Genomic DNA, 25,454 nt, shown 5'->3' on the forward strand with positions numbered 1-25,454 from the left:
ACACCCATCATCCGATGGCCTGCGGAACCAACTGAACACGGAACGAAATCACCCGGCTCTATTTCCGGGTGGTCTCGTCATCGGGGACCGCTCACTTCGAACGCAGTCATCTCGATCTGTCCAACTGGCGTTCCACTGATGGTGCCCGCGCCGCTCTCGCACACCAATGCGATCTTTGTCACGTGAGATAACCGGGATGGCATGTCGCTGAAATTTCTGGGCGATATCGGAGAGGATATGGATCGATCGTTGTCATGGTCGCCGGTGTCGGCGCTCGTGTTGGGGCATGGTCATCGAACGCATCCGTGCGGAGGGGAGACTCGAAAAGTTCCCGTGGTACTGCCACAGTCTGCGGCACCCTCGTGCGCGAGGTGGAGCTACAGGTGCGTGATATCTGTCGCCGATTTTCGCCGCGTGATGAAGGATTGATCACCTTTCTCCAGCACTGCCTGCACCGCGACATACCGGTGTTCGTCCATCCGTGGATATGCCGGCCTCACCTCGGCTGGACCGCTGGATGGCACGGTGGCTCACGGGGATGCCCGCCGAGACACATCCGTCGATCCTGTCGATGATTCTCGGCGGCGTTTTCGACCGTGTCGGACGCGAACTGCGGATCGCTTTCGCACATGGCGGCGGTTCGTTCGCCTACTAGCTCGGGTGCCTCGAAAGCGCCAGGCACGAACGTAGCGATATCATCGCCACATCGGCGCTTCCGCCGTCACGGTATGTCGACCGATTCAGTGTCGATTCCGTAGTTTCGACCCCGGCATTGCGGCTTCTGATGGGCACCATGGGATCAAAGCAGGTCATGGTCGGCGGCGATTACCCGTACCCGTTGACGAAGCGTCCCGCAGCGCCGCTGGTTCGCAACGCCGACTTCCTCACCGAGACGGCCCGGCATCATATTCTTCTTCGAAACGCCCGGACCTACCTCGGACTCGTGGACTCTCGCTGCCCCGGGGCCTCCGGCCGCCGACACCACGTGCGATGTCGGCGATCCGCGCCCCGTGCTCTGCTCAATGAAGTTGTGCTGCATGGTATTACGAATTCGTGGGTAGCCTGAATCCGTGATTACGCTCAGGAAAGAAGACGGCGCCGCGGATCTCGGCGGCATCACCAAGTTGAGTGTGGGGGTGAGTTGGGATCCGTCCGCCGGCGCGAGCGGGGGAGCGTTGGGCTGGGCGCGTCGCAAGCGTGGCGTCGACCTGGATCTGATCGCGATTCTGATGCAGGGCAGTGAGCCGGTGCGCTTCGCGGGCCTGGACTCATTGGATCCGTTGAGCAACGGCTCCGTCCTGCACAGTGGCGACGAGCAGACCGGTGCGGCCGTCGGCGACGACGAGACGGTGCATGTCACGTTCGCCGAGGTGCCCCCGGCGATCGACGCGATCGTCTTTGTCGCCGCAGCCTTCAAGAAGGGCAGCTCCTTCGAGAAAGCGAACAATATCTCGTTCAAGATCTACGACGCCACGGGAGGCAGTAGCCAGCAGGTTGCCGACATCTGGCCTTCGCTGCTCGGCACGGAGAATGCCAATGCCATTGCACGGGCTTTTCGCAACGGAAGTCAATGGCAACTGGAAGTCCTGGACCGCAAGGGAAAGATCAAGCAGGGCGACAAACAGGCGCTACTGCGCTTCGCCATCCAATAGCGCGATCCTTCTGCGGCGCAGTTGCTCGGTCCCGCGGGCGAGGATCCTCGGTCCATTCCCGCGGGGCTTCGCTCAGCTCACACCGGAAACGCGAACAGGTTGTCGCCGATGACGTTCGAAGAATCGGCTGAACTCTGCGTCGCCAGCACCTGCCATCCAACGCCTCGGCGCCTTGCGCCAGGTTCGATCACCGCGGGGGTCGACCGGACCGGCCGAAACCGCGACACCCGCCCGGATCGGCGACCGACGGTCGGTCTGGCGAAACGCGTACGGCCCGCGGACAGGAGGTCGCGGGACCGAGAGCGTGTGGGGCGAAGGAGGCGATCCTCGCCACACCTACGGCGAATGAGAAGATTCCATCGAACTGAGTCGGATAGCGCGGCTGCCAAGCGAAACCAGGCGCGAGTGCAGCTCGAATCCGCGATACACTTCTTCGATTGCCCGCCCGCCCGCCGTAAAGTTACGACGCGCTGGACTCTTGGTTGTACTGCTGGACCACCTCGGCGGCGATTCGTCCGCGGCTGGATACCTCGATTCCTTTCCCGCGTGCCCAATCCCGGATAGCCGCGGTCTGCTCCTTACTGTTTGCCGAACGGCCCTTACCGCCTTTTCCGCGCGATGCGCGCCCGATCCTGCGGGCATGCGGCGTCCAGTGCTCGAAAACGCCGCGCAGGTTGTTGGCGTTGAGGACGGACAGGTCGATCTCGTAGGCGACGCCGTCCAATGCGAAGGTCACCGTTTCCTCTGCAGGGGACTGGCCATCGTAGTCATCCACCATCTCGACAACGACCTTGCGTGCCATGAATTCATTCCTTTCCAAAACAAGGGGACACAGGTGTGAACGGCTAAGCCTAACCCTGTCTATCGATCCCGCTGATCATCGGCGGGTCCGGCGAGACCGGCGACCGGGTCATCGCTCACGCGCTCGCTGCCGTCATATTCGTGCCGTGCCGTCGTTACCGTGCTCGGATTCCGCTATCAGGCATCTCGGGCCGCTCGGTCCGTATGGCGGGAATGGCCATTCCCACATCTTGGGGAAGATCTCCGAAAAGTGTGATAGATCTCCTCTTCTTTCGGGTGGTCGGTCACCGCACCCGCTGGATGTCACCGGCAGCGCCTGCGGCGGTGGCGAACCGCCCTCAATGAGTCTTCCCATTCCAGGGAGGTTCCGTGTATTTGGGTGAAAATCAACCCCGAGCACGCTCTGTTCTCGCATACTCACGAGAGCACTGTGTTGGCGTAGGCCAGCGCACTCGGCAAGACCGGACCGCCGTAACGACATGCAGGAGACATCGGTGAGTCAGCCGCCGCGGGTCGATCCGGGCGAACTACGCGCGATGATATCGACGCTGGAACGACTCATCGCCGAGGCATCCCGAGCGGTCACCACGCTGAAGGCTGCCATCGCCTCAGCCGAAGAGTCTTCGGGGAGCGTCCGTCGCGAGCGGCACGCCGAGAGGCCGATTCCGGCGCGAGCGACCACGGCGAGCGATCCAGTACGACGCATCGTCATCGGCCGCGCGCCACGGCCTACCCCGTGGTCTCGAAAGCCCGCGGCAACACCGTGGTCGAAGCGTCGCACTGTGCAGTGCGCACCGCCGCCCGACCGTCCGGTTCGGGTATCGGCGGCCCCGTCGCCGGCAACCGTTCCGACCACGGTGCTTTCATCGCCCTACCGGCAGCGGGCTGTATTCGGTCCGCCGGTATCGGCGGTTCTTCCCCAGCAGGCCGTGTTCGGTGCGCCGGTGTCGGAGGTTGTGCAGCCGGCTGTGTTCAGCCCGCCGGAGTCGGTGGTTGCTCAGCAGGCCGTGTTCGGTGCGCCGGTGTCGGAGGTTGTGCAGCCGGCTGTGTTCAGCCCGCCGGAGTCGGTGGTTGCTCAGCAGGCCGTATTCGGTCCGCCCGTATCGGAAGTTCCTCAGCAGCAGCCCGTATTCGGTCCGCCGGTGTCGGCGGTTCCTCAGCAGGCCGCATTCGGTCAGTCGGTGCCGGAAGTTCCGCAGCGGGAGGCTGTGATCGGTCCGCCGGTGTTGGAAGTTCCGCACCAGCAAGGTGTCTCTGGTTCACCGGACGCGGCGACTGTCCGGCTGCAGACCGACATCGGCCCCGGTTCCGAGATCGCCCGAATCACACGCGAATTGGCGACTCGACACGGCCTGGAGGTCATCGGATTCGATACCTCGGGTGTCGGCGTCCCCACCATTCACGAGATAGCCGCTGCTCTCGATGACCTGCTCGCCAAGTACCCGATCCCACTGCGCGGCATCGAGATCACCGGCCGGTCCGAGGGCGCGTCCACCCACTCGGTGCGAGACCGCCGGGCAGAAGCCGGGCGGTCGGACGCACCGGCGTTGTGGATCGTCCTCGACACAGCCGCATTGACAGACGCGGTCCCACCAGAGGGGATCCGTCAGAAGAAGCGGGGGAGACGGCGCCGGCACCAGGCCGCCGATCGGTCGGTGCAGACGGCGATTGCTCGCGAATTCGCCGGCGCGCTCGACATCGCAGGCGGCTTCCGGGCGCGGCAAGAAGCCTGGCGAGCGCTGATGGCCGAGTCCCTTCGGGCTGGCGGACGCGTCGACCATGGACTGCTGGAGCCCCGCCAAGCGTTGGTTCAGGCGTTCACCGAAGTGGAACTAGCTGGGGATCGCGCTGGCGAGCTGGCAAAAGTACTGCACGGCATGTTGGTGAAAATGGCGCGCGCCGATTCGCCGAACTTGTCGGCTTGACGGGTCTGCGGTGCGGGTCGGCGGGCGGGTGACGGTCCCGAACCGAACCTGTGGTCCGACGGCTGATTGATATCGACGCCCAGGTGAGGGTACCCGCCAGTCGCACCGTCCGTATCCCGCGACCACCGACGATCTCACCACAGAACGGACCGTCGATGCCCCTCGTCACGTGCTATCGCTGCGCGCGATGTCCTGTGACTCTAGTCATCCTTCGATGTGTGTACCCGGTCTCGCACTGCATATTTGTGAGGTGAACAGTACTCTTTTCGGAGTGACGGAAAGATTCACTGGCACAGGTGGATTGGCGCTGCCGCCCGTCACCCGTATGCTCTTGCGCGCGGACGGATCCACGACACTGTTGTTGGAAGCCATACTGGACGAGCCGCTGTCGCTCGATCTGGTCGACCAACGGACCGCCGGTGCCGACGAGCTGTCCTCCGGGGTGCGCTCCGTGCTCGGCTGCGCACCCGGCGACAAAGTCATCCGGCGGCGATCAATTCTTCGAACGGCCGACGGAATTGCGGTGTCTCACAACGACGTCACCGTTGTGTCTCGAGATCAGGAGCTCACCGGCATCCTGACGCACGGTCGAATCCCGATCGGGCACGGGCTTGCCGCCGCGGGCCGCCGACTCGGCCGCACCGTGTTGGCCACCGGGTGGACCATCTGGCCGCTGACCGAATCCAATGGCGCTCGTTGCGTCTACAAGGAGTACATCTTGCTGGACCAGGAATCGACTGTGGTGGCACATATTCGGGAGCGGTTCAACCCTATGCATGTGCCGGACCGGATCCGCGGATGAAGGTCCTGATCGTCGGCGCTGGAATCGGGGGACTCACGACGGCATTGAGCCTGCATGCCGTCGGGATCCAAGTCATCGTGATCGACACTGTCACCGAGTTGCGTCCACTCGGTGTAGGCATCAACCTACTGCCGCACGCCACTGGCGAACTTGCGAAACTCGGCCTGTACGAGAATCTGGCCGACATTGCCATCCCGACGATAGAGTGCGTGCATCTCGATCGCTTCGGCAGTGAGATCTGGCGTGAGCCACGCGGATTGGCCGCAGGACACCGGTGGCCGCAGTATTCCGTGCATCGCGGTGAGTTCCAGATGTTGCTGTTGGACGCGGTATGCGATCGTCTCGGCCCAAGCGCGGTGCGGACCGGCATGCGGTTCGAGAGCGCGACTCAAAACGTCGATGGCGTACGTGTTCGGATCCACGACCGAATCCGTGACGTGGTCGTCGAGATGGTCGTCGACGCCGTGGTCGGCGCCGACGGACTACATTCCGTGGTGCGCAAGCGCATACGACCGGGCGAGGGGGCGCCGCTCTGGAACGGCATACGAATGTGGCGGGGAGTAACCGACGCTCGGCCCTTTCTATCAGGTGCGTCCATGGTGATCGCGGGGAGTAACCATGCGGCGAAGTTCGTCGCTTACCCCATTTCCGCCGCCGCGCGTCGACATGGGCGCGCGCTCATCAATTGGGTTGCCGAGGTGAAGGTTTCGGACACGAACGAGCAGGCCCCGGACTGGAATCGCGCCGGCCGACTCGAGGACGTATTGCCGCACTACGTGGGATGGCAGTTCGACGGCTTGGACGTGGGCGAGCTCATGGCGGCGAGCGAGAACATTCTCGAATACCCCATGGTCGATCGAAACCCGTTGTCGCGCTGGACCGACAACCGGATCACGCTGCTCGGCGACGCTGCGCACCCGATGTACCCGATCGGCTCCAACGGCGGTTCGCAAGCCATTATCGACGCCGGTGTCTTGGCACGTGAATTGGCCGCGACAAGCGATCCGTCTGTGGCACTCGACGCCTACGAGGCCGCGCGACGCGACGCGGTGAACGCCACCGTGCTCGCCAACCGAGACATGCCGATGGACCGCGTTCTCCGGTTGGTGGCCGACCGCGCTCCCCACGGCTTCGACCGGATCGAAGAGGTGTTGACCGCGCGCGAGATCGACGCGATCGGCACGGCATACCGACACACCAGCAGGTAGAACGCCCCAGCCGCCGGACGCGGGTCCGGATTCCGGTGCGGGGATCGGTCGATCTCCCGGAACATCACCGGGCCTGGTGGCCGCATCGCACGCGGCTCGATGTCACTGCCGGGAACTCACACGCGCGGTTTCACCCGGAGCCTGCTCGGTTTGGGGAAGGAGTTCGCGTCTCGACCCGAAAGTGGTGCATCCTGCGAGCGGCGAAACAACCACTGCCGGCGGCCTCGAGGTTTGGTATTGAGGAGCATGATGTTGCCACCGTAGTGGGCGAGCACCCGATGATCCATGACCGCTCTCCAGAGCGGAGGCACCGCAGCCAGCACAACCATGGTTGCATAGCCAGCTGGTAGCTGAGGTGCCAGATCAGAGCTGCGCAGGGTTTGGTAACGACGGCCGGGATTCGCGTGGTGGTCGCTGTGGCGTTGCAGATGGAACAGGAACAAGTTCGTGACCAGACGGTCGCTGTTCCAGCTGTCGCGCGGCGAGCACCGTGCGTAACGGCCGTCTACGCGGCGCGGGCGAAGCAGCCCGTAGTGCTCGACATAGTTCACCGTCTCCAGCAGCCCCGCGCCGATCAGTGCCTGCAGCGCCAGGAAGGGGATGACGACCGGCCCGAACAGCAGGATCATCGTGCCGAACAACGCGACGCTCATAGACCATGCTTGCAGGAGATGGTTGTCCCGGCTGAACCAGCGCTTTCCCTCACGCGCAAGCCGCTCGCGTTCCAACTTCAGCGCCGAGCGAAAACCGCCGAACATGGTGCGTGGCAGGAACGCCCACAAAGACTCGCCGAACCGTGCACTGGCCGGGTCTTCGGGCGTGGCGACGCGCACATGATGGCCTCGGTTGTGCTCGACGAAGAAATGCCCGTATCCGGACTGCGCCAGTGCGACTTTCGCCAGCCAGCGTTCGAGGTGCTCGGCTCGATGCCCGAGTTCGTGGGCAGCGTTGATGCCGATGCCCGACACGAACCCCAGGGTCACGGCCAGTCCCAGCTTGTCGGCCAGGCTCAGTTCCGCTCTGGACCAGAGATAGCCTGCGATGAGCAGGCCGATGAACTGGATCGGCAGGAACAGATAGGTGCACCAGCGGTAGTAGCGATCGTTTGACAGCGCTTCGTAGTCCTCGTCGCGCGGATTGCTCCCGTCATCTCCCACCGCCCAGTCCAGCAGCGGGATCGCGACCAGCACGATGATCGGACCGATCCACCAAAACACTTCCAGTCCGGTATGAGCCACCAGCTGCGAGGGAACCAGTGAGCAACCAGGGGCGATCAAACCGAGAATCCAGAGGTAGCGCTTGGGATCGCGAGCTTGCGTGTGCTTGAAGATCGTCATAGGCGTCTCGCTCGTTCAACAGAACCACACCCAATCGAGAGCGTGGCCGCCGAAATCGGTTGCGCTGAACTTGTAGCTCTAGAATAGCTGCTTCTATGCTGCAAGCCAGCAATCTGACAAAACCACCGCCTGACCAGGCGGCGTCTCCGCTGGTATCGCTCGTCGATGATCGGTCGCCTCGGATATCCCGGAGCCGCCGAGGCATCCGGCGGAACATTGGACGAACTCGGCGGCATCGCATCGCGAGGCACCGCGATCTCCTCGATCGGGTCGGCCGGTGCCGCGGTTCGACCTCGGGGCCGAACCGCGGCCGGCATCGTGCGATCCGATCGGGATACTGACGGTGTCGAAATCGGCTGCGTGTCCGAAGTTACGGCAACGCCGCGCAGTTGGATGGGGCGGGAGTGTCCGTGAGCCGATCGGTCAGCCACTGCCGCGAGGCTGCCAGTGACGGGAAGAAGGCCAACACGTGGGTGATCGCGATTCCGGAGAGGCTGGGAATCTGGGCGTTCGATTCCAGCTGAACGGGCACACCACTACCGCACCACCCGGCGGCCACGTCGCGGATGGGCGGGAACGGCGCTCCCTCGTCGTTCATGGCCGAAGAGACGAGGACGGGCACCGCGGGTGTGAGAGTGCCGATCCGCTGCTGGTTGAAAGCCGCCCGCAACGCAGGTGATTGATCGATCACGGCGGTCAGAGGTTGTCCACTGGTGGTCCACTGGGACGTGTTCTGATATTGCTGGGCCAGTCCGACCGGGACTGCGCATTTGTCCTGAGACTCGCGCAGGATCGCTTTACCCGTGTCATTGAGTTCCGCGTCGAGCACCGGGCGGGTCTCGGGATAATCGGCGGCGATGCCGTTGAGGATCCAGGCGATGGCGGGCGCGGACGAGGCTCGGCCGTCGTTGTACCCGATGAAGTACTCGTCGTCCACTACTGGCCCGCCGATGTAGGCGCCGCGGACGTTCAGATCGGGGGCGTAGCTCGGTTGCAGCTCGGCCGCGCCGGCAGAGGCCATGCCGCCCTGGGAGTAGCCATAGAGAATGACCGGCGTACGGGGGTTGAGGCTGGTGCCGGGCAACCGAAGCGCGGCCCGTGCGGCGTCCAGCACCGCGTGGGCTTGGGACTTCCGGTTGAGGTAGTCGTGTACGTCGGGTGTACCGAGGCCGTGGTAATCGGTCACCGCCACCGCCATGCCGGCGGCGAGCAACGTATACAGCGCCAGCACATCGTATTCGACGATGACATCGAACGGTGGCTGATAGTGGACGAACTGCGACAGCAGCTTCGAGGGCGCGCAGTTATCGCCTTGCCCCTTCGTCCCGACCGCGTACGCGATCAGCGGTCGCTCGCCAGGGCCGGTCCACGGCGCGGCCGGTTCGAGATATGTTCCTACCGTCGCGGTCGGCGAGTCGTGCGTGTCGCTGCTGACGTACATCATGCGCGTCGCCGTCGCCGGGATCGTTCCGCCCATTCCTGGGACCGACAGTGCAAGGTGTGACGGTTCGGCGCGGACGATAGTGCCCGGTCCTCCCGGCAGCGCTGCCGGCGGTATGTAGAAATCCCCTGCGGCATCCACGGCATCCGCGGCCGGCTGCGTCCATGCGTATGGTGCGGAGATCGCCCCGCCTCCGACCACGAGGAGGGTTCCGGTCAAAGCTGCGGCCAATCTGCCTATTCGGCTCCTCACGATTCGATCCTTCCTTGCGATTTGGGATACCGCCGGAATCTACAATCGGATACTGAGAGTATCTGTAAGAAGTATCGGTTGTCTGCGAATCAGGATGAGAATCGGCGTGTCTGTGAATCCGTATGAGAATCGGCGAGGGTTACGATCCGCGCATTCGGCTCGACCCACCCGAGCCCAGAGCCAGTCACAGACGCGCGCCGTGCTGATTACCACCGCCAAGCGGCTGTTCTTGGCGGACGGATATCAGGCCACAACCATCGATAAGGTCGCCGCGGCCGCCGGGTTCACCAAGGGGGCGATGTATTCGAATTTCCGCACCAAAGACGGCCTGTGTCTGGCCGTGCTCGACGAGATTCGTGGCGAACGGGTGGCCGAGGTCGCCGACATCATCGCCACGCCGACGACCGCCGACCGCCTGCAACGGATCGCCGCATGGTCCGAACATGTCATCGGCGATCCGAACTGGACCCAGTTGGAACTGGAGTTCGGCGTCCAGGCGCGGCGCAACGACCACCTCCGCGTCGAGCTCGCGACCAGGCTCAACGCCATCGTCGACATGATCGGTACCGCGCTGCGGGCGACCGACGAGTTCGATACCCAGATCCCACCGGCGGAAGCAGCCGTCGCTATGCTCGCGCTCGGTGTCGGGTTGGGTATGTTCCGAACGATGGATCCGGGGATCCCGGTGGCAGGAATGATTCCCGCCCTCCGTGCCATCGCAGGACTTTCTCAAAAGACCGACGCGACCGGCGGATTCCCGCTTTCCGAAGCATGAATGGTCGCGGTGCGCGGCGGTCGCGCCGGATACAGCCGCTGCTGGACAGATCAGTAGATGGCAGTCGAGTCTCACTCGCCGGTGCTCGGAGCGTATGCGAAACAGGGCTGCCTGCAAAAGAATTGCGTCTTTGCATCGCATCGGGCAGAGAAAGCGAATGGTACGGATTCATTCGATGCAAACACCTATTGAATCACCGCGGTCGACGAGCATCTTCGCTCGAGTGGAGGTGGTCGTTCATACCGACGACGTGCCGTGCGACAACGACGTCGACGACGGATAGTCTGATTCGTCGGCACTGGGACGAGTGCGTTTTCAGTCCCAACGAATGGGCACATCGGGAAGCCGCTGATGGGCCGGTCGGCGGATAGGGCAATGTCGATGACCGGTGTGACCGAGGGGTGTCGACAGATGCGGGGGAGGTCCGCGCATCCGCAGCGGCTCGTCAGTTAGCGAGGGACGACCCCGCTGAGTTCGTTGGGGGCAGCTGGTAGCGTTGCAGTCGCCGCGACCATACCTGCAGCCAAGTCGATTCGGTGCACCATCTTCATGGCAGGGTCGGTCACGTAGGCCATATCGCCGCGGACAAACAGCGCGGGCCGCGGCTGCTGCCAGTGCTGGGGTTCCTGCCATGCATCGATGACGGGGATGGTGCGGGAAACCGTGCCCGCGACCGGGTCGAGCACATGGATTCGACCGTCGGTGCCGAGCACCAGAGCCTCCGCCGCAGGGCCACGGGCCAGCGAGCGAAACGTGTAATTGGTGCCGATGTCGACCAGACGCATGTTGCCCACGGCGGTGTCGATCAGCGAGACCTGTTGCGACCCTGCGAGTTCGGCCTGCTCGCCGTACTTGAAGTCACCGAGTACGATCGCGGAGTTGTCACTGCCGACCAGGTTGCCGATGCGGCCGTACGGGGTCGGACCGGGCACCTTGCGCAGTACACGGTTGTGGTAGACGAGGGCCCCGTTCTGGCATCCGACCACGACGGTTTCGTTCTCGGCGGTTGCCGAACCGTGCGCACCGGGACAATCCTCGTTCCGCGCGATTTCCTTGCGGTCCTTGTCCAGTACCGTCACACCGATCCGCTTCTCCTCGGCGCCGAGAGTGACGACCAGTTCGCCGTTGGTCAGTTCGATCGCCGCTCCGTGGTGGGCTGCGGCAGCCCGATAGACCGCGGTATCCGGCTTCCCGCTGCCGAGCGTGGTCGGATCGAAGGTGATGACCTCACCGGAACCGTCTGCGAACAGTGTGGTGCGACCAGCGTGCGGTACAACGTGGCCGGGCTCCGCCGCTGAGAAGTCGATATCGGTGAACTCGGCGTCCAGGGCGTCCAGGATTCGAAATCGGTCCTGCGTCGACACGATGAGGTGGCGGTCGTCGCCTGCGGGGCTGAGTTCGTCGAGGCCCGCGATCGCGACCTCACCGGTCTGCCGTAACGACATTGAGTACAGGATGTAGATGCCGCCGTCGTAGCTGACCGCGATCGGCGATGACCCTGGCGGGTGTGCTTGGCGGGCATCACTGTCCATGTGTGCGCCACATCCAGTAGTCATGGCTACTATTACCAGCCCGGAGACAGCTACCGCTTTGGTAGCTCGCGAACGAATACGCATGCGTTGTCTACTTTCTCGTGCGGTGTATCACGTGTCCGGCGCGGCGGGTCGGGAGACGCGCAAACCGCCCTCATCGCTCGTTGCGAGCGCCACTTGAACGAGCCGAACCGGTCGATGAACCATATCTCATAATGGAAATGGTTATCATTATATGGGTACGCGGCTCGGGCTGGGTCGCGTACCAGCGGAACCGTCGGTGTGGCGGCGTAGGAAGCGGAGCGCGAGGGAGGAGGTCCGGTGCGAGGGTGCCGCCGGGGCTGGTCTCCAAGGAGGACCGCAACCGGCAGTGGGCCTTCAACCGGCTCCCATTTTCGATGACAGCTTCAATGCGATAGCAACGCTCGTACTCCGGGAGTGTCCAAGCCCTGCTCCAGATCCGCCCGCGTCACGCCGTAGCGGTCGAGGTCGCAGACCGGCAGGCACAGCCGCCCGTCGTGCAGGTCCGTCCTCGAACACGTCGGTGAGGAAGACGTGCGCTGCGACCCGTCGGCGAGCAAGCGGGCGAAGGGCATGAAGTTCCGGGTCCGCGGCCAGGCCCGGCGCAATTTCGACGGCGACCAAGAAAGACGGCAGGACAACCGTTTCGACGTAACGCCGATAGTCAGGCTTCCTGAGCGAATCCAGGGAAGTCCAGGTCGATACGAGTCCCCTGCAAATACGAGTCGAGCAGGTGCAGGACAGATTCAGCAGACCGGCGGAGTGCAGATACGGACACAGCGGCGGGACCGAGGATAGTTTCGGAATCCCCTGTGTGACTGTGGATCTGGGGCTGTTCGTGGCGACGTTGCCTGGATGCGCCGGGGGTGTTGGACCGTACGGTGCGTGCGTGCCGACTGTTCGGCGGCAGCACAATATTTTCGGCGCAGAGATTTCTCCTCCTGGGTACCGCTGCGCGGGTTGATTCCGCCGGGGAGCTGCCTCACATGGTTTGCGGCAGCGGCGTTGGTGCGCTACACCGATGACCTGTGCGATCGTGACCCTGTCGAGGGGCGGCCACAGCGGTTCGAGGAATGGTCCGCCGAGGTGCGGACGGCGATGGAGACCGGCAGTTCGCAGCATCAGACGCTGTTCTCGACATTCATCCTGGTCGGAGTGTGGGAGGCGGTGCACATCATCCAAGGTCTGCTCGACCAGCAGTCCAGACTGAAGCCGACGAAAGTACACGCCGATACGCAAGGCCAAGCGCTGCCGGTGTATGCGCTCGCGCACGTGTTCGGGTTCGACCTGATGCCCCGCATCCGCAACTGGAAAGAACTGAACTTCTACCGGACGACCGAGACCAGCCGCAACCGGCATATCGACGCCCTGTTCGGCGAGCCGGGCCGCAACGTCATCGACTGGGAGCTGATCGAACGCCACTTCGACGACGTGATGCGGGTCGTGCTGTCGATCAAGGAGGGCAAGATTTCCTCGGCGATGCTGCTGCGCCGGTTGTCGACCTACTCGCGGCGCAACAACTACTACAAGGCGTTCCGCGAGATCGGCCGCGTCATCCGTACCGTCGCGATGCTGCGGTTCTCGTCGGATCCGAAACTGCGGAGGCGGACCACGGCGGCGACCAACAAGGTCGAGTCCTACAACCGGTTCTGCTCCTGGTGCCGGTTCGGCAACCATGGGGTGATCGCCGACAACGACCCCGACGAGCAGGAGAAGATCGTCAAGTTCTCGACGTTGTTGACCAACGCGGTCATCTTCCACACCACCGTGGACATGATGGGCGTGGTCCGGGAGCTGATCGCCGAGGGTTGGGAGATCACCACGGAGGATCTGGCGGTGCTCGAGGCCGATGGGCTGTTGACCTCGGAGCAACGGGTGGTGGACGGCCGGGTGCGGCGGGTGTATCGAGCGACTCCGAACGGGCTGGCAGCATTGGCCACCGACCGGAAAGCGTTGGCGCGTGAGGTGCTCGGCGAGCACATCGCCTGAACTGCCACTCTCGATGGCTCAGGCGGGCGCCGCACTCACTGCGGCGCCGGGGCGAGTCGTCGGCGCAGGAAGTAGACCAGCGCGCCGGCGGCGAGGACCGCGGTGCCGGACAGGACCGAAGTGACGGGGAGGGCGAAGGCCAGGATTACGCAACCGGCCAGACCGAGAACGGGAATTACGCGCTGCGGGCGGCGTTCACCGGGGGTCAGGGTCCACGCCGAGGCGTTCGCGATGGCGTAGTAGGTCAGCACACCGAAGGAGGAGAACCCGATTGCGCCGCGCACGTCGACGACGGCAGCAAGTGCCGCCACGACCGCGCCGACGGCCACTTCCGCGCGGTGGGGCACCCCGAAGCGGGGATGGACCGCCGCGACCGCGCGCGGCAGATGCCGGTCACGCGCCATGGCCAAGGTGGTGCGCGAGACACCCAGGACCAGCGCCAGTAAAGATCCGAGGGCCGCGACCGCCGCACCGACCCGCACCACCGGCACAAGGGCCGACACCCCGGCCGCGCGCACAGTGTCAGCCAATGGCGCTGTGGCAGAACTCAATTCGTGCGGGCCGAGCACAACGAGGGCAGCGACGGAGACGGTGGCGTACACGACCAGCGTGATACCCAATGCGACCGGGATCGCGCGGGGGATCGTCCGGGCAGGATCGTGTACTTCTTCGCCGAGGGTGGCGATGCGGGCGTATCCGGCGAAAGCGAAAAACAGCAATCCGGCTGCCTGCAGCACCCCACGGACCGAGGTGTCGGACCCGATCCCGAGATGGCCCGCCTCCGCCGTGGAGGCGGTGAATGCAGCGACCACGACGGCGGCCAGCACCGCGAGCACGACCGCGACGATGATCCGGGTCGCCAGCGCCGATTTCTGCACCCCGCGATAATTGACCGCGGTCAGAGCAACCACCGCGGCGACCGCGACCGCATGGGCATGCCCCGGCCACGCGTAGGTGCCGACGGTCAAGGCCATGGCCGCGCACGAGGCGGTCTTGCCCACCACAAAGGTCCACCCGGCCAGATACCCCCAGAACTCACCCAGGCGTTCACGCCCGTAGACGTACGTGCCGCCGGAGGTCGGATAGCGCGCCGCCAAGCGGGCGGAGGAGGTGGCGTTGCAGTAGGCGACCATTGCCGCGACCGCCAGTCCGATCAGCAGCCCGGACCCCGCCGCCGCCGCGGCGGGGGCGAGGGCGGCGAAAATGCCCGCCCCGATCATCGATCCCAGTCCGATCACCACCGCGTCACCGACACCGAGTCGCCGTGGCAACCAGGGCTCGGGATGGCTGGACGACATGACGCAACACTCCTGACTGGCGGGGACCGAACACCGGCCACGATATTCGATATCGGGATCCGATACCGACTCGGTGAACAGGAGTTCGCCCTCCGGCCTCCTGGGCATGGCGCGCCGCGGGTCCGTCGTGCAGGCGCGGGCGCCGGTAGGATCGGGCGTGCCGTATCGGGTGACGATATCGGGAGGCGAGTGCCGATGGTGGGAACGCGGCGGTGGTCGCGGACGCTGGGCTCCGACGGCCCGGCGGCGGTGATCTGCATCCGGGTGGCGGTGGGACTGGTATTCCTCAGCGAGGGGATCCAGAAGTTCCGTTACCCGAACACGTTGGGGCCGGGTCGCTTCGACAAGATCGGGATCCCGGCGCCGACCTTCTTCGCGAACCTCGACGGTGTCGTCGAGATCGCCTGCGGCGCCTTGATCGTCATCGGTCTGCTGACCCGGCTGGCGGTGGTGCCGCTGCTGATCGACATCAGCCTCGCGATCGTGCTGACCAAGCTACCCGAGCTGCGCCCCGGTGGATTCGGAGGTGTGCAAGGCTTCTGGGGGATGGCCCACGACGCACGCACCGATTTCGCAATGCTGCTCGGGCTGATCTTTTTGCTGTGGGCCGGGCCCGGCCGCTGGTCGCTGGACGCTGTGATCGCTCAGCGTATGCAACTCACGCGCGGTACCACCCGGAACCGATAGGGTCCGGTAGTAATCGCCGAAATCCAACGAAGTTCTCATAGTTCGTGGTTAGGTGCGGTTCGGCAATGGGGTCGTTTTGTTCAGGTAGCGGTAGATGGTGGGGCGGGTGACGCCGAACTCGGCGGCGATCGGGCCGACGGTGTAGCGCTTGCCGTGGTCGTCGACTTCGTCGTACATCTGCCGGGCCAGCTGGACCTGCCGGGGCCGAGTTCGGGTTTCTGGCCGCAGTACGTCCGCGGGCTCGGGCTGCGGCCACCCCGTCGCGGGTGCGTCCGGACATCAGGGCGTGTGCAAGGTCTTCGAGAGTTCGATGAGGTGTTCCGGGGGAGCGGCCGAGCCGGTCGAGCTTTGTCACGACCCGTTGGTCCTTGGGCCGGTTCGCGACGAGCAGCGCCTTGGTCAGTTCGGGGCGGGAGGCGAGCTTGCCGGAGGCCTTGTGGATGAAGATCCCCTCGCACCGGCGGGCGGTGAGCGCGTCGTGCTGGTCCTCGGGGTGCTGGTCGCGGGTGGAGACCCCGCCGTAGCCGATTCGCATGTCGCGCAACGTAATGCGAACCCCCGACAGGTTGACGTCGGCGCGTACACGGCAACTGTTACAGATTCGGGTTCATTCGACCTGCGGGAATCCGCAACGGTCCGATGTGTCTCGTGACGATCGTTGGTGAGACACCACACCAGAGATCTTTCGTTGTGCTCGGCGAGCGGCGCCGGGCTCCGGTGCAGCGGGATCGGTTTCGCATTGATGATCGGTCGCGGGCCCGTCACCACCCGCACTCGGCCGTCTATCCAGTCGGCGCGGCGGTTCCCCCCTCCGTGGCCTGGCCGGTGGCCGGAGATACCGGGGTTCAAGCGTCGAGCGCCTCCTCGACGCTGTGGTAGAGCGCAAGGAACTCCTCCAGCCCGGTGATCTCGATCGGACGAATCACCGGCTGGTTGGAGTCGACGGCGATACGCAGCGGCTGTCGGCGGTCCTCGGAAGCTCTGGTGGCTTTGAGTAGGGCGCTGAGGCCGTAGCCGCCCAGGAGTTGCACGGCGGTCAGATCCAGGACGCAGAACCCGCCGCGTGTGTGGTCCAACCCCACGCGCACCGCCTGCATCAACTGGGAGGCAGTCGAGTGGTCGACCGTCCCGCTCACCGCCACGACCGCGACCTCGCCGGCCATCCGATGCTCGACCTCCAGTCGGGAAACCGCCGACGCATCGTCGTCATCAGTCACCTTGCAGACCTTAGCCCTCGGTGACCGCGCGCAGAGCCGACCTCGCCGAGACCCGCCGCCCCCGGCCAGCCAGGAGCGCCGAAGTTTCGTGGTGGCGTGCGAGGGCATCCGGGTGGTGTGACTTCCTTCTGGTTGGACCAAGCCCCGCCAGAAGCGGGGTATCCGCCGCTGGTGCCCGGTTCACGATTCGACCATGTGATCGTCGGTGGTGGTCTGACCGGTGTAGCCACCGCGGTGCTGCTTGCTCGTGGTGGCGCGTCGGTGGCGGTTGTCGAGGCGCGCAGCTTGGGTGCTGTGGCGACGGGTAACACGACCGCGAAACTCAGCTTGCTGCAGGGAACTCACCTGTCGAGCATCGCGTCGAAGCATTCCGAGGCGACGCTGCGCGCCTACGTCGCGGCCAATATCGAAGGGCAGCAGTGGTTGCTGCGATTCTGCGCGGACTACAACATCGCCACCCAACGCGAATCGGCGTTTACCTACGCTCAGACGCGATCCGGCACCGCGCGGGTCGAGGCCGAACTCGCAGCCTGCCGTGCTGCCGGGATCGGTGCGCACTGGGCGGACGAGGTAGAGCTGCCGTTTCCGACGTATGGGTCGGTGCGCGTCGATGACCAGGCGCAGTTCGACCCGATCGCGGTGCTGCGCGGGCTCGCCACGGAGGCGGTGCGACACGGCGCGGTGATCTTCGAGAACACGAGGGTCACCGGGGTGAAAGGTGGGGTCGTCGAGACCGAGCACGGCCCGGTCCGGGCAGGAACGGTCGTGCTGGCGACCGGCACGCCGATTCTCGACCGCGGTGGATTCTTCGCTCGGTTGGAACCGGGACGCTCGTATGCGCTTGCCTTCGAAGTGCCTGAACCGATTCCACATGGAATGTATTTGTCCGCTGACAAGCCGACGAGGTCGTTGCGGTACGCGCCTACTACGCAGGGCCGACTGCTTCTGGTCGGTGGCAACGGGCACGTTGTCGGACGGGAATCCTCGCCGCAGTCGAAGGTCGACGATCTGATCGATTGGACTAGAACATACTGGCCCGGAGTCGAACTGACCCATCAGTGGTCCGCTCAGGACTATTCACCGATCGACGCACTGCCCTACGTCGGGCCCCTGCTTCCCGGAAGCGACCGCATCCTCGTCGCTACCGGCTATTCGAAGTGGGGGATGGCCAATGCGGTCGCCGCGGCGCTGGCGATCTCCGGTCGGGTGTTCGGCCGGCCCATGGATTGGGCTGGTGTCTTGCAAGCGTGGCGGCCCCGCGAACTCGCCGGCCTGGTGACGGCCGCGAGAACCAACGGTGGCGTGGGCCTTGCATTGGCGGGCGGCTGGCTGCGCGCAGGACTACACGGTGACGACACCCGTGCACCGGTCGAGGGTTTGGGGCAGGTGCGACACGTCGGCCTCCAGTCGGTGGGGACCTGCACGGTCGAGGGCAAAACAACCACCGTGTCGGCAATATGTCCGCATCTCTACGGTGTCGTCGGGTGGAACGACGCCGAGAAGACGTGGGACTGTCCACTACACGGATCTCGATTCGCCGCCGACGGCAGTGTGCTCGAAGGGCCTGCCACGCGGCCCCTCACCCCACGGGATCACTCATAAACTGCTTGTAGCAAGCGTCGGATTGGCTCCGTCATTCCTCGCCCGGACCTGGATGACGGAGCGCGAGTAGCGGCCGGTGCCCACCCCAGGAGCGATTGTCTAGATGTACTCGGCCGAGGACAGTCCGCGCGCGGCGGCAGTCTGGATGTAGCCGAGGAACGGGGCGTCGAGCACGACCGGGCAACGCTGCGCGGCGGTTACCGCTTGGCCGACCAGAGCGGCGTACAGGTGGGGGATACGACACGGCGGTAGCAGTCGCTGTCACGATCGTGCGGGTCGCCCGTCAGTTCCGACATCACCGCTTCCTCCAGTTGCGGCGCGAAGGTGTCCTTGTCCAACACCACCGAGTCGATCAATTCCGACAGGAACCGTGTGACCGTGGTCTTGCCTGCGGCGGGAAACCCGCACACCACGGTCACGCCGACGGCCGCAATCGCCGCGACCGTCTGCGATGCCTGGATCGCGTCAGCCGGAAAGACCAGCGGCCGCGGAGGTTTCGCCGTATCCATCACCCGAACTACCTTCCCTCATGCTCTGCACAGAAACAGGGAACTGCCGAAGGTGAAGAACGAGAAGACCCGCAGATCCGTGCTGCTCCTCCGGTGCGGGCACGAGCGAGTCGGCAGGAACGCTGAACGGGTATCGGCCGGGACTGTGGAGGAGCGCAGACTCGACGACGGCGTTGCCCTCTCGTCGTCGAGCTCCAGGACCTCGAAGGTGGAGATGCCGCCCGAGCCTGTCACCACAGGCCGCCACAAGGACCATTTCTGTCTCATATAGGCCGTACGGAAAGATTCTCGATGAGGGGATGCTATCCGTTACAATTTCGGTCATGTCCGGCACGTTGATCGGCTACGCCCGTTGCTCCACCGACGCCCAGGATCTCACCGCCCAACGCGACCGGCTGCGTGAGCTCGGCGTGACCACACAACGCATCTATCTCGACCACGGCCTGACCGGCACCAAACGTCAGCGCCCCGGCCTGGATCAGGCTCTCGCGGCGGTCCGCGCCGGTGACACCCTCGTGGTGCCGAAGCTCGACCGGCTCGCCCGCTCGATACCGGATGCGCGCGCGATCGGTGACGACCTGGCCGCTCGCGATATCAAGCTGTCGCTCGGCGGGCAGGTCTACGACCCGCAAGATCCGATGGGCAAGATGTTCTTCAACATCCTGGCCACCTTCGCCGAGTTCGAAGTCGACCTGCTGCGGATGCGCACCAGTGAGGGCATGGCCATCGCCCGCGCCAAAGGCCGCCTCCGCGGCCGCCAACCCAAGCTCTCGGCCAAACAGCGCACCGAGCTGCGGCGCAGGCACGCCACCGGCGAGCACACCATCGCCGACCTCGCCGAACTGTTCGGTGTCTCCCGGCCCACCATCTACCGCACTCTCCAACGCGACCACGCCGATCAGCCGGTGTGACACCGCCACGAACCGCAACCCCCGCACAGACAGATATGCAAGGACAAGATTCCTCTGATGGGGACTTTGGGCTCGACTCCGCCGCAGCCCGGGCACGGCTGAGGCCCGCGGATCATATGGCCGCACGGACGCTGGTGACGGTGCTGGGAGAAGACGAGAAAGCTGCGCTGATCGAGCCGAGGGCGTTGTTCTGCTGATCAGATCCGAAGAGATTGCGCAGGCCTATGCCCGATTTGCCAGAGGCTTGAGCGGCGAAATTACGATGATGGCACGGGCTGATGCCGAGCACGGCATCAGGTCCTTCGCTCGTAGGGCCGAGGGTGCGGCGAAAGTACTTTCCAACGCCGACAAGGGGTCTCGTCACGCTCTCGATGCCGGCCAGGCCTCCAGGGATGTCCGCGGGGCGGTGGTACGGACTGACAAGGACTCCACACGCCACATCGCTGCCGCGGGTGGTCCGGGTGGTCCGGGTGGTCCGAACCTGCCTGGGAGTGGATTTGCGGACGAACCCGAAGACCTCGGCGTCCAGGAGATGATCGCGCGCAGATCAGCCATGCTGGGCATCCGAACCTCGGCGGAACGCGCCCAGGAAGCCAGCCTCTTGATCGAAGATAATTTTCTGCATGTAGCCCTGGTCGCCCGGCAACCTCGGCCGGAACTGCTGTTCGGCGAGCGAGAGTGGGCCAGTTATCTGAATGCCAGGGTCGCCGCCCGCCGACACGGCGACCAGGAGCTGACAGTGCCGTTCATCGTCGATCTGCACCGCAGATTGTCACAGTTCACCATGCCGGAAGCCGGCGGCGTGTTCACCAGGCCAGAGGGCAAGCGCTGGGGCGTGATGGAGTACCCGTTGTCCGACAGGGAAATAGCCGTCGTAGAGGCCAATCCCCGTCTCACCTGGTTACCCCCGCCGACCGGTCCGCTCGACTACGGCATCATCAAGTACCAGAGCTTTCCCACCAGAGAAGCCGTCGGGGACGAACTACAGTCGCTGTGCGACTGGTACAACACTGCTAGGAGGCAACCCGGACACGATCCGTATCAACTGGCTGCTGAACTCCAACGCGAGTTCGTCGCCATTCACCCGTGGGACCAGGGCTACAACGGGCGTACTTCCCGGCTTCTGATGAACTGGTCTCTCGAACGGGACGGGATGCCGCCCAGCGCAGTGGCGGATTTCGACCGCGACCTGACCATGCCCCTTGCGGAGTGGGCGGACAATGTCCGAGCAGGTAGCGACGCCTACAGCGAACGCGCAGATCGGATCGAACGGTTGGGTAACTCGGCGGATCCCGTGGAAGTATTCGGCTTGGAGCAGGAACGAGAACGGTACCTGGAACTCGGTGGCGAGCCTGCTCCATTCACTCCTGGTGACCAACACGACAGCGCTGCTTACAAAACCATGCTGGCCCGATTGCGGGGCAATGGTGCGTGAAGAACAACATGTACGGTTTCGATCGATAGACTGCGGCCGAAAGCTGCCTCAGCTCAACAGGTCCGGCACGACTCGACGCCAGGCGACTTCCATGTCGCCGAAGTCGAACCCGGGTCGTCGGGGTTGTGGTGGGAGAACTCGAAGATGATCAGTGAGCGTCTCGAGGTGGCGATCGGCCACGCGGCCGGAGATGGCGACAGGCCGCAAGCGGTTTGCGGTGTGACGAGGCTTTTCTGGCGTAATCCGGTCCTACTTCGGGAGGGGCGGTTACCGACAACGCCGGGCCCTCGACTGCCAATGAACCTCAGCCCACTACCGCCCTTGACCGTTCGGTTGTTGGAAAGCCCCGACACCGTTCCACGTCTCGAAACGCTTCACACTGAGCCGTAGAGTCGGCTCCTGCGAGTGATCGCCCGGATCCGGGCCGAGACCGAAGCCGCCATCACGTCCGGTCGGGTACGCGCGTGAACAGCACTCGCGGTTCCAGATCCAGCCGGGTCGCGGGCGCTTCCTCGTGATCGCGCGGATGAGGCGCCCCAGTTCACGGAATGCCCGGTAGAGGCGGTTCTTGTGCGAGTGGTTGCCCAGCCGGCGCAGCAACAACTCGAACCCCACCAGCGCCGCGAGCCCGAATACCGGCAGCGACTGGCCTTGCATGTCGGGGTAGATGGTGTCCGGTTGCATCTCGGAGTCGTTGCGCAGCAACCCATCGATGATGTAGACGGCTTCCCATGCACTGCAGGGCCAACCACCCATGCCGCACCCGAAACCGGCGAATCACCCTCCACCAGAGCACATCCCGAACTTCGCTGGATTTCGGCGGTTAGTACCGGAACCCCCGATAGGCCCTTGCGCAGCTGCTGGTGGGAGTGCAGTAGCGACGCTCCGGTCTGGTCACCCCTTCGCCGAGTCATCGCGAACCGATGGCCTCGTCCGCCGCGGCGCGCGCACGGTCCAATGCGACCGGCACCGGGATCCTGCCGAGAAACATTTCGTCGAAGATCGGATCGATCGCCAACAGCGCGGCCGGAAGTCCGGCCCCTCCACCGGGCCTGAGCTGTCGTCCGCGAAGCACGTCGAAGAAAGCGGACACGTCGATGCCACGACGGGCCCAATAGTCGCGGTATCGCTGCTGTTCGGAAACGACGGCCGGGATGCTCGTGCCGTCGGCCGCGAGGTATCGATTGCCCTCCGCGCTGCCCAACCAAGCCAGCACGCGGCGGACCGCGTCGGGATGCTGGGTGGCGGCGTTACCCGCGACGCCGACCGCGTTGTTGGCGCTGACTCGTCCAGCCGGACCTTCGGGAATGAGCGCCACGCCCCAGGGGAACTTCGCGTCGTGCTCGATCTGTCCGAGGTTGAAGGTGCCGGACTGCAACAGTGCCAGTTTTCCTTGCAGAAAAGCGTTTCTGGCAAGGTCGCTGTTGTTGGTGGTGTCGGCGGCCGAAGGCGCGAGCCGGTCTGCGACCAGGCCGACCAGGTAATTGAATGCCGTGCGGCCGGCCGGGCCGTCGAAAACAAATCGGTCGTCCTGTTGGAACTCGCCACCCGCGGAACCCACATACGGCAGGACGATCGATTGGAAGTCGTTGGCCGCGTTGTACGGCCACGAGGTTACCGCCGCCAACTTCTGCAGCAGCGGGCGGAAAGTGTCGCTACCGGGGTCAGCGCTCCAGTGCACCGTGCCGAGTTCCGCGGTATCGATGCCGGCTTTGGTCAGCAGGTCGCGGTTGTAGAACACCGCACTGCCGCCGTCCACGAATTGCGGCACCACCCAGAGCCGATCGTTGCGGGTGAACTGGGCGACCGCGAACGGATCCCAGCCGCGGGCGGCATCGGGCCCTAATTCCCGACCGATGTCGAGGAGGTGTCCGTTGTCGGCATAGTCCTCGTACAACGTGGTCCAGAACAGGTCGTCCGCGGTGCCACCTGCCACGTCCAGACGCAGCTTTTGCGGATAGGCAGCGAAGGGCACCACCGTGATCCGCACGTCGATGTCCGGATTCGTTGCCTGGAACGCATCGAGCGAGGCCCGATAGGTGGGCGCGAAGCTCTGGTCCCAGATCCGCAACCGCACGACGGTGTGCGCCGATCCGTCACTGTCGTGGCCCAACCACAGCGCCGCCGCGACCAGCAGCACCGCGGCCGAGATCATGACCAGCGCGGCACGGGTCGAATCCCTCATTTGAGCCCCGTCCACGCGATGGAGCGCAGGACTTGGCGCTGGAAGACGATGAACAGCACGATCAGCGGTGCGATCGCGAGCGTCGTTGTCGCCATCACCGTTGTCCACTGGGCGTTGTATTGGGTCTGCAAGTTCGCCGTTGCCACCGTGAGTACCTGCCAGGTCCGCCCACTGGTGGCCACGAGCGGCCACATGAAGCTGTTCCACTGCGAGACGATCGTGATCAGCGTCAGGGTGGCGAGCACGGGCCGGCTCATCGGCACCATCACGTGAAAGATGATGTCCAGGGTGTTCGCGCCATCAACCCTCGCGGCGGAGACGAGTTCCGCCGGAACAGCTCGAAAGTATTGCCGCAGCAGAAAGATCGCGTAGGGCGAACCGAAGACGAACGGCAGCACCAAAGCCCAGAAAGTGTTCAACCAGCCCAACCGGGCGAACATCAGATACAACGGGATCAGCGTGACCACAGTCGGCACCATCATCGTGCCGAGATAGACCCAGAACAGCAGATCCCGCCCCGGAAATTCGGTGCGCGCGAATGCGTACGCGGCCAGCACCGAGGTGATCAGCTGACCGCACGTGATGAACACCGTCATCAAGGCAGTGACCAGGATGGCCCGCCCGATGCCGGCATCCACCGCGACGTGGAAATTGGTCGCCGACGCCGGGGCGGGCAATGCCAACGCCGAGCCCGACGCGAATTGCTCCGGAGACTTCACCGCGGTGAGCGCGCTGAGTACCAGCGGTGCCGCGGTCAGTAATGCGCCCGCGATCAGGATCAGATACGCGGTAGCCGCCCGCAGAGTGATGCGCCGCGAGTCAGAATTCATAACTCGTCCTATTACGGAAGTACCGATGCTGCGCCACCGTGATCACGAACACCACGGCGAACACGGCAAGTGCCATCACCGCGGCACGGCCGGGACGCGCGGCATCGAACGCCTCGGAATACATCCGCATGGCAACCACATCCGTGCGATGGTCGGGCCCGCCCTTGGTCAAGGCATACACCGTGTCGAAGGTCTGAAAGGTGGTGAGCACCCCGGTGGCCAGCACGAACAGCATCGTCGGTCGCAGCAACGGCAGCACCAGCCAACGGGTACGCTGCCAACCGGTGGCGCCGTCGAGTTCGCCCGCATCCAGGATCTCCTGCGGTATGGCGCGGATTCCCGCGACGAAGAACAGCGCCACATAACCCACGTTCGACCACACGCTCACCACCGCGACCGCGGGCTGCGCGAGTCCAGGATCGGTGAGCCATTCGATCCGCTGCCCGAGTACGGCGTTCAACGCTCCACCAGTCGGCGCGAAGATCCACTGCCACACCACGCCGACCGCCAACGGCGCGCACACCCATGGCAGTGCGTAGAGCACCCGCAGTGTGGTGCCACCGCGCATCGGCCGCGCGAGAAGTGTGGCGACCAGAAAACCCAGCACTGTCTGTATCGGTACCACGATCGCGGTGAGCGTGATCGTCACCAGTAGCGAATGACCGAACTGCGGATCACCCAGCACGGCGCGCCAATTGCGCAACCCGACGAAATCGATGGGGCCCAACAGGTTCCAGCTGTGCACGCTCAACCACAGCACGGCCACAATCGGCAGCAGCAGAAAACAGCCGACCCCGATCAGACTCGGCAGTAGCAGCGCATAACTGGTAGCAACTCGACGAACCGTGGTCCGGCGAATCACGAGCGGGGTCCCCCGACGTACCCGTCGAGCCGACGACCTACTCCGAAACGACGCATTATCGAGCCGATTGCGATCATGACGGTGGTCCGCACGACAGTGCCAGACGATCGGTGTATTCCACCGCAACAGTATGCCGTCGAGATCCGTTGACAAGACGACATGGTGGTGCACCGACGAGATCGG

22 protein-coding genes and 4 pseudogenes are annotated in these 25,454 nt (G+C 64.6%); 12 read left to right on the forward strand and 14 right to left on the reverse strand.

The genetic code is table 11. The annotated features are described in order from the left end of the window. Positions 1-517 precede the first annotated feature (517 nt). Together AB0B25_RS27885 and AB0B25_RS27890 are read left to right on the forward strand one after the other, a co-directional pair. Complete coding sequence (locus AB0B25_RS27885) at positions 518-655, forward strand: hypothetical protein (RefSeq protein WP_357185483.1); 138 nt, start codon at positions 518-520, stop codon at positions 653-655. 415 nt (positions 656-1,070) lie between these two features. Further along, on the forward strand, positions 1,071-1,652 hold the full coding sequence (locus AB0B25_RS27890) for a TerD family protein (RefSeq protein WP_357185486.1): 582 nt from the start codon (positions 1,071-1,073) through the stop codon (positions 1,650-1,652). Between the two features lie 460 nt (positions 1,653-2,112). Here the strand turns inward: AB0B25_RS27890 and AB0B25_RS27895 are convergent, their stop codons facing one another. After that, positions 2,113-2,454: an Lsr2 family protein gene (locus AB0B25_RS27895; RefSeq protein ID WP_357185489.1), complete on the reverse strand. Its 342-nt coding sequence runs from the start codon at positions 2,452-2,454 to the stop codon at positions 2,113-2,115. Positions 2,455-2,947: 493 nt separating this feature from the next. Here AB0B25_RS27895 and AB0B25_RS27900 point away from each other — a divergent pair, with 493 nt between their 5' ends. The 3 genes from AB0B25_RS27900 to AB0B25_RS27910 all read left to right on the forward strand — a co-directional run bounded on the left by AB0B25_RS27900 (position 2,948) and on the right by AB0B25_RS27910 (position 6,388). Next, positions 2,948-4,378, forward strand: a complete 1,431-nt coding sequence (locus tag AB0B25_RS27900) for a hypothetical protein (protein WP_357185491.1) — start codon at positions 2,948-2,950, stop codon at positions 4,376-4,378. Between the two features lie 271 nt (positions 4,379-4,649). Next, on the forward strand, positions 4,650-5,180 hold the full coding sequence (locus tag AB0B25_RS27905; protein ID WP_357185494.1) for a hypothetical protein: 531 nt from the start codon (positions 4,650-4,652) through the stop codon (positions 5,178-5,180). After that, positions 5,177-6,388, forward strand: a complete 1,212-nt coding sequence (locus tag AB0B25_RS27910) for a flavin-dependent oxidoreductase (protein ID WP_357185497.1) — start codon at positions 5,177-5,179, stop codon at positions 6,386-6,388. The genes AB0B25_RS27905 and AB0B25_RS27910 overlap by 4 nt, the downstream gene beginning before the upstream one ends. Before the next feature lie 116 nt (positions 6,389-6,504). On the opposite strand, the gene AB0B25_RS27915 is transcribed toward AB0B25_RS27910, so the two are convergent. Beyond that, positions 6,505-7,725 carry an alkane 1-monooxygenase gene (locus AB0B25_RS27915; RefSeq protein WP_357185500.1) on the reverse strand — a complete coding sequence of 407 codons (1,221 nt, stop codon included), beginning with the start codon at positions 7,723-7,725 and terminating at the stop codon, positions 6,505-6,507. 370 nt (positions 7,726-8,095) lie between these two features. Further along, positions 8,096-9,418 (reverse strand): lipase family protein, encoded by a 1,323-nt coding sequence (locus AB0B25_RS27920; RefSeq protein ID WP_357185503.1) that lies wholly within the window; start codon positions 9,416-9,418, stop codon positions 8,096-8,098. 199 nt (positions 9,419-9,617) lie between these two features. Between AB0B25_RS27920 and AB0B25_RS27925 the strand changes: the two genes are divergently transcribed. After that, the gene (locus tag AB0B25_RS27925) at positions 9,618-10,193 is read left to right on the forward strand and encodes a TetR/AcrR family transcriptional regulator (protein ID WP_357185506.1); all 576 of its coding nucleotides are present in this window, start codon (positions 9,618-9,620) and stop codon (positions 10,191-10,193) included. 449 nt (positions 10,194-10,642) lie between these two features. Here the strand turns inward: AB0B25_RS27925 and aztD are convergent, their stop codons facing one another. Then, entirely contained in the window at positions 10,643-11,725 is a 1,083-nt protein-coding gene (aztD, locus tag AB0B25_RS27930; RefSeq protein ID WP_357185509.1) for a zinc metallochaperone AztD, read from the reverse strand. 407 nt (positions 11,726-12,132) lie between these two features. Next, positions 12,133-12,321 (reverse strand): hypothetical protein, encoded by a 189-nt coding sequence (locus tag AB0B25_RS27935; RefSeq protein ID WP_357185512.1) that lies wholly within the window; start codon positions 12,319-12,321, stop codon positions 12,133-12,135. 523 nt (positions 12,322-12,844) lie between these two features. Between AB0B25_RS27935 and AB0B25_RS27940 the strand changes: the two are divergent. Together AB0B25_RS27940 and AB0B25_RS27945 are read left to right on the forward strand one after the other, a co-directional pair. After that, positions 12,845-13,576, forward strand: a pseudogene (locus AB0B25_RS27940) (Tn3 family transposase); the annotation flags it as partial. A 9-nt stretch (positions 13,577-13,585) separates the two neighbouring features. After that, positions 13,586-13,735, forward strand: a pseudogene (locus AB0B25_RS27945) (PadR family transcriptional regulator); the annotation flags it as partial. Between the two features lie 35 nt (positions 13,736-13,770). On the opposite strand, the gene AB0B25_RS27950 reads toward AB0B25_RS27945, so the two are convergent. Continuing rightward, positions 13,771-15,033, reverse strand: a complete 1,263-nt coding sequence (locus tag AB0B25_RS27950) for an APC family permease (RefSeq protein WP_357185515.1) — start codon at positions 15,031-15,033, stop codon at positions 13,771-13,773. 225 nt (positions 15,034-15,258) lie between these two features. On the opposite strand from AB0B25_RS27950, the gene AB0B25_RS27955 reads away from it, so the two are divergent. Further along, positions 15,259-15,720: a DoxX family protein gene (locus AB0B25_RS27955; RefSeq protein WP_357185557.1), complete on the forward strand. Its 462-nt coding sequence runs from the start codon at positions 15,259-15,261 to the stop codon at positions 15,718-15,720. Between the two features lie 48 nt (positions 15,721-15,768). On the opposite strand, the gene AB0B25_RS27960 is transcribed toward AB0B25_RS27955, so the two are convergent. The 3 genes and pseudogenes from AB0B25_RS27960 to AB0B25_RS27970 all read right to left on the reverse strand — a co-directional run bounded on the left by AB0B25_RS27960 (position 15,769) and on the right by AB0B25_RS27970 (position 16,937). Next, positions 15,769-15,948, reverse strand: a complete 180-nt coding sequence (locus tag AB0B25_RS27960; protein ID WP_357185560.1) for a helix-turn-helix domain-containing protein — start codon at positions 15,946-15,948, stop codon at positions 15,769-15,771. Positions 15,949-16,021: 73 nt separating this feature from the next. After that, positions 16,022-16,255, reverse strand: a pseudogene (locus AB0B25_RS27965) (recombinase family protein); the annotation flags it as partial. Between the two features lie 310 nt (positions 16,256-16,565). Further along, positions 16,566-16,937 (reverse strand): anti-sigma factor antagonist, encoded by a 372-nt coding sequence (locus AB0B25_RS27970; protein WP_357185518.1) that lies wholly within the window; start codon positions 16,935-16,937, stop codon positions 16,566-16,568. 117 nt (positions 16,938-17,054) lie between these two features. On the opposite strand from AB0B25_RS27970, the gene AB0B25_RS27975 reads away from it, so the two are divergent. Next, positions 17,055-18,539, forward strand: coding sequence for an FAD-dependent oxidoreductase (locus AB0B25_RS27975; protein WP_357185521.1), 1,485 nt, complete (start codon positions 17,055-17,057; stop codon positions 18,537-18,539). A gap of 197 nt (positions 18,540-18,736) precedes the next feature. Here the strand turns inward: AB0B25_RS27975 and AB0B25_RS27980 are convergent, their stop codons facing one another. Beyond that, positions 18,737-19,048, reverse strand: coding sequence for an AAA family ATPase (locus AB0B25_RS27980; RefSeq protein WP_357185562.1), 312 nt, complete (start codon positions 19,046-19,048; stop codon positions 18,737-18,739). Between the two features lie 323 nt (positions 19,049-19,371). On the opposite strand from AB0B25_RS27980, the gene AB0B25_RS27985 reads away from it, so the two are divergent. Both AB0B25_RS27985 and AB0B25_RS27990 read left to right on the forward strand, forming a co-directional pair. After that, positions 19,372-19,959, forward strand: a complete 588-nt coding sequence (locus AB0B25_RS27985) for a recombinase family protein (RefSeq protein ID WP_357185524.1) — start codon at positions 19,372-19,374, stop codon at positions 19,957-19,959. Between the two features lie 265 nt (positions 19,960-20,224). Further along, on the forward strand, positions 20,225-21,394 hold the full coding sequence (locus AB0B25_RS27990; protein ID WP_357185527.1) for a Fic family protein: 1,170 nt from the start codon (positions 20,225-20,227) through the stop codon (positions 21,392-21,394). Between the two features lie 522 nt (positions 21,395-21,916). Here the strand turns inward: AB0B25_RS27990 and AB0B25_RS27995 are convergent. The 4 genes and pseudogenes from AB0B25_RS27995 to AB0B25_RS28010 form a co-directional block, all read right to left on the reverse strand. Continuing rightward, positions 21,917-22,138: pseudogene (locus tag AB0B25_RS27995) on the reverse strand (Tn3 family transposase); the annotation flags it as partial. 166 nt (positions 22,139-22,304) lie between these two features. After that, entirely contained in the window at positions 22,305-23,579 is a 1,275-nt protein-coding gene (locus tag AB0B25_RS28000) for a sugar ABC transporter substrate-binding protein (RefSeq protein ID WP_357185530.1), read from the reverse strand. Next, positions 23,576-24,409: a carbohydrate ABC transporter permease gene (locus AB0B25_RS28005; protein WP_357185533.1), complete on the reverse strand. Its 834-nt coding sequence runs from the start codon at positions 24,407-24,409 to the stop codon at positions 23,576-23,578. Before AB0B25_RS28005 ends, AB0B25_RS28000 begins: the two co-directional genes overlap by 4 nt. After that, on the reverse strand, positions 24,399-25,268 hold the full coding sequence (locus tag AB0B25_RS28010) for a sugar ABC transporter permease (RefSeq protein ID WP_357185565.1): 870 nt from the start codon (positions 25,266-25,268) through the stop codon (positions 24,399-24,401). The genes AB0B25_RS28005 and AB0B25_RS28010 overlap by 11 nt, the downstream gene beginning before the upstream one ends. Between the last annotated feature and the right edge of the window lie 186 nt (positions 25,269-25,454).

The organism is Nocardia sp. NPDC049190 (assembly GCF_040648115.1).
In the GTDB taxonomy this organism is placed as follows: Bacteria; Actinomycetota; Actinomycetes; order Mycobacteriales; family Mycobacteriaceae; genus Nocardia.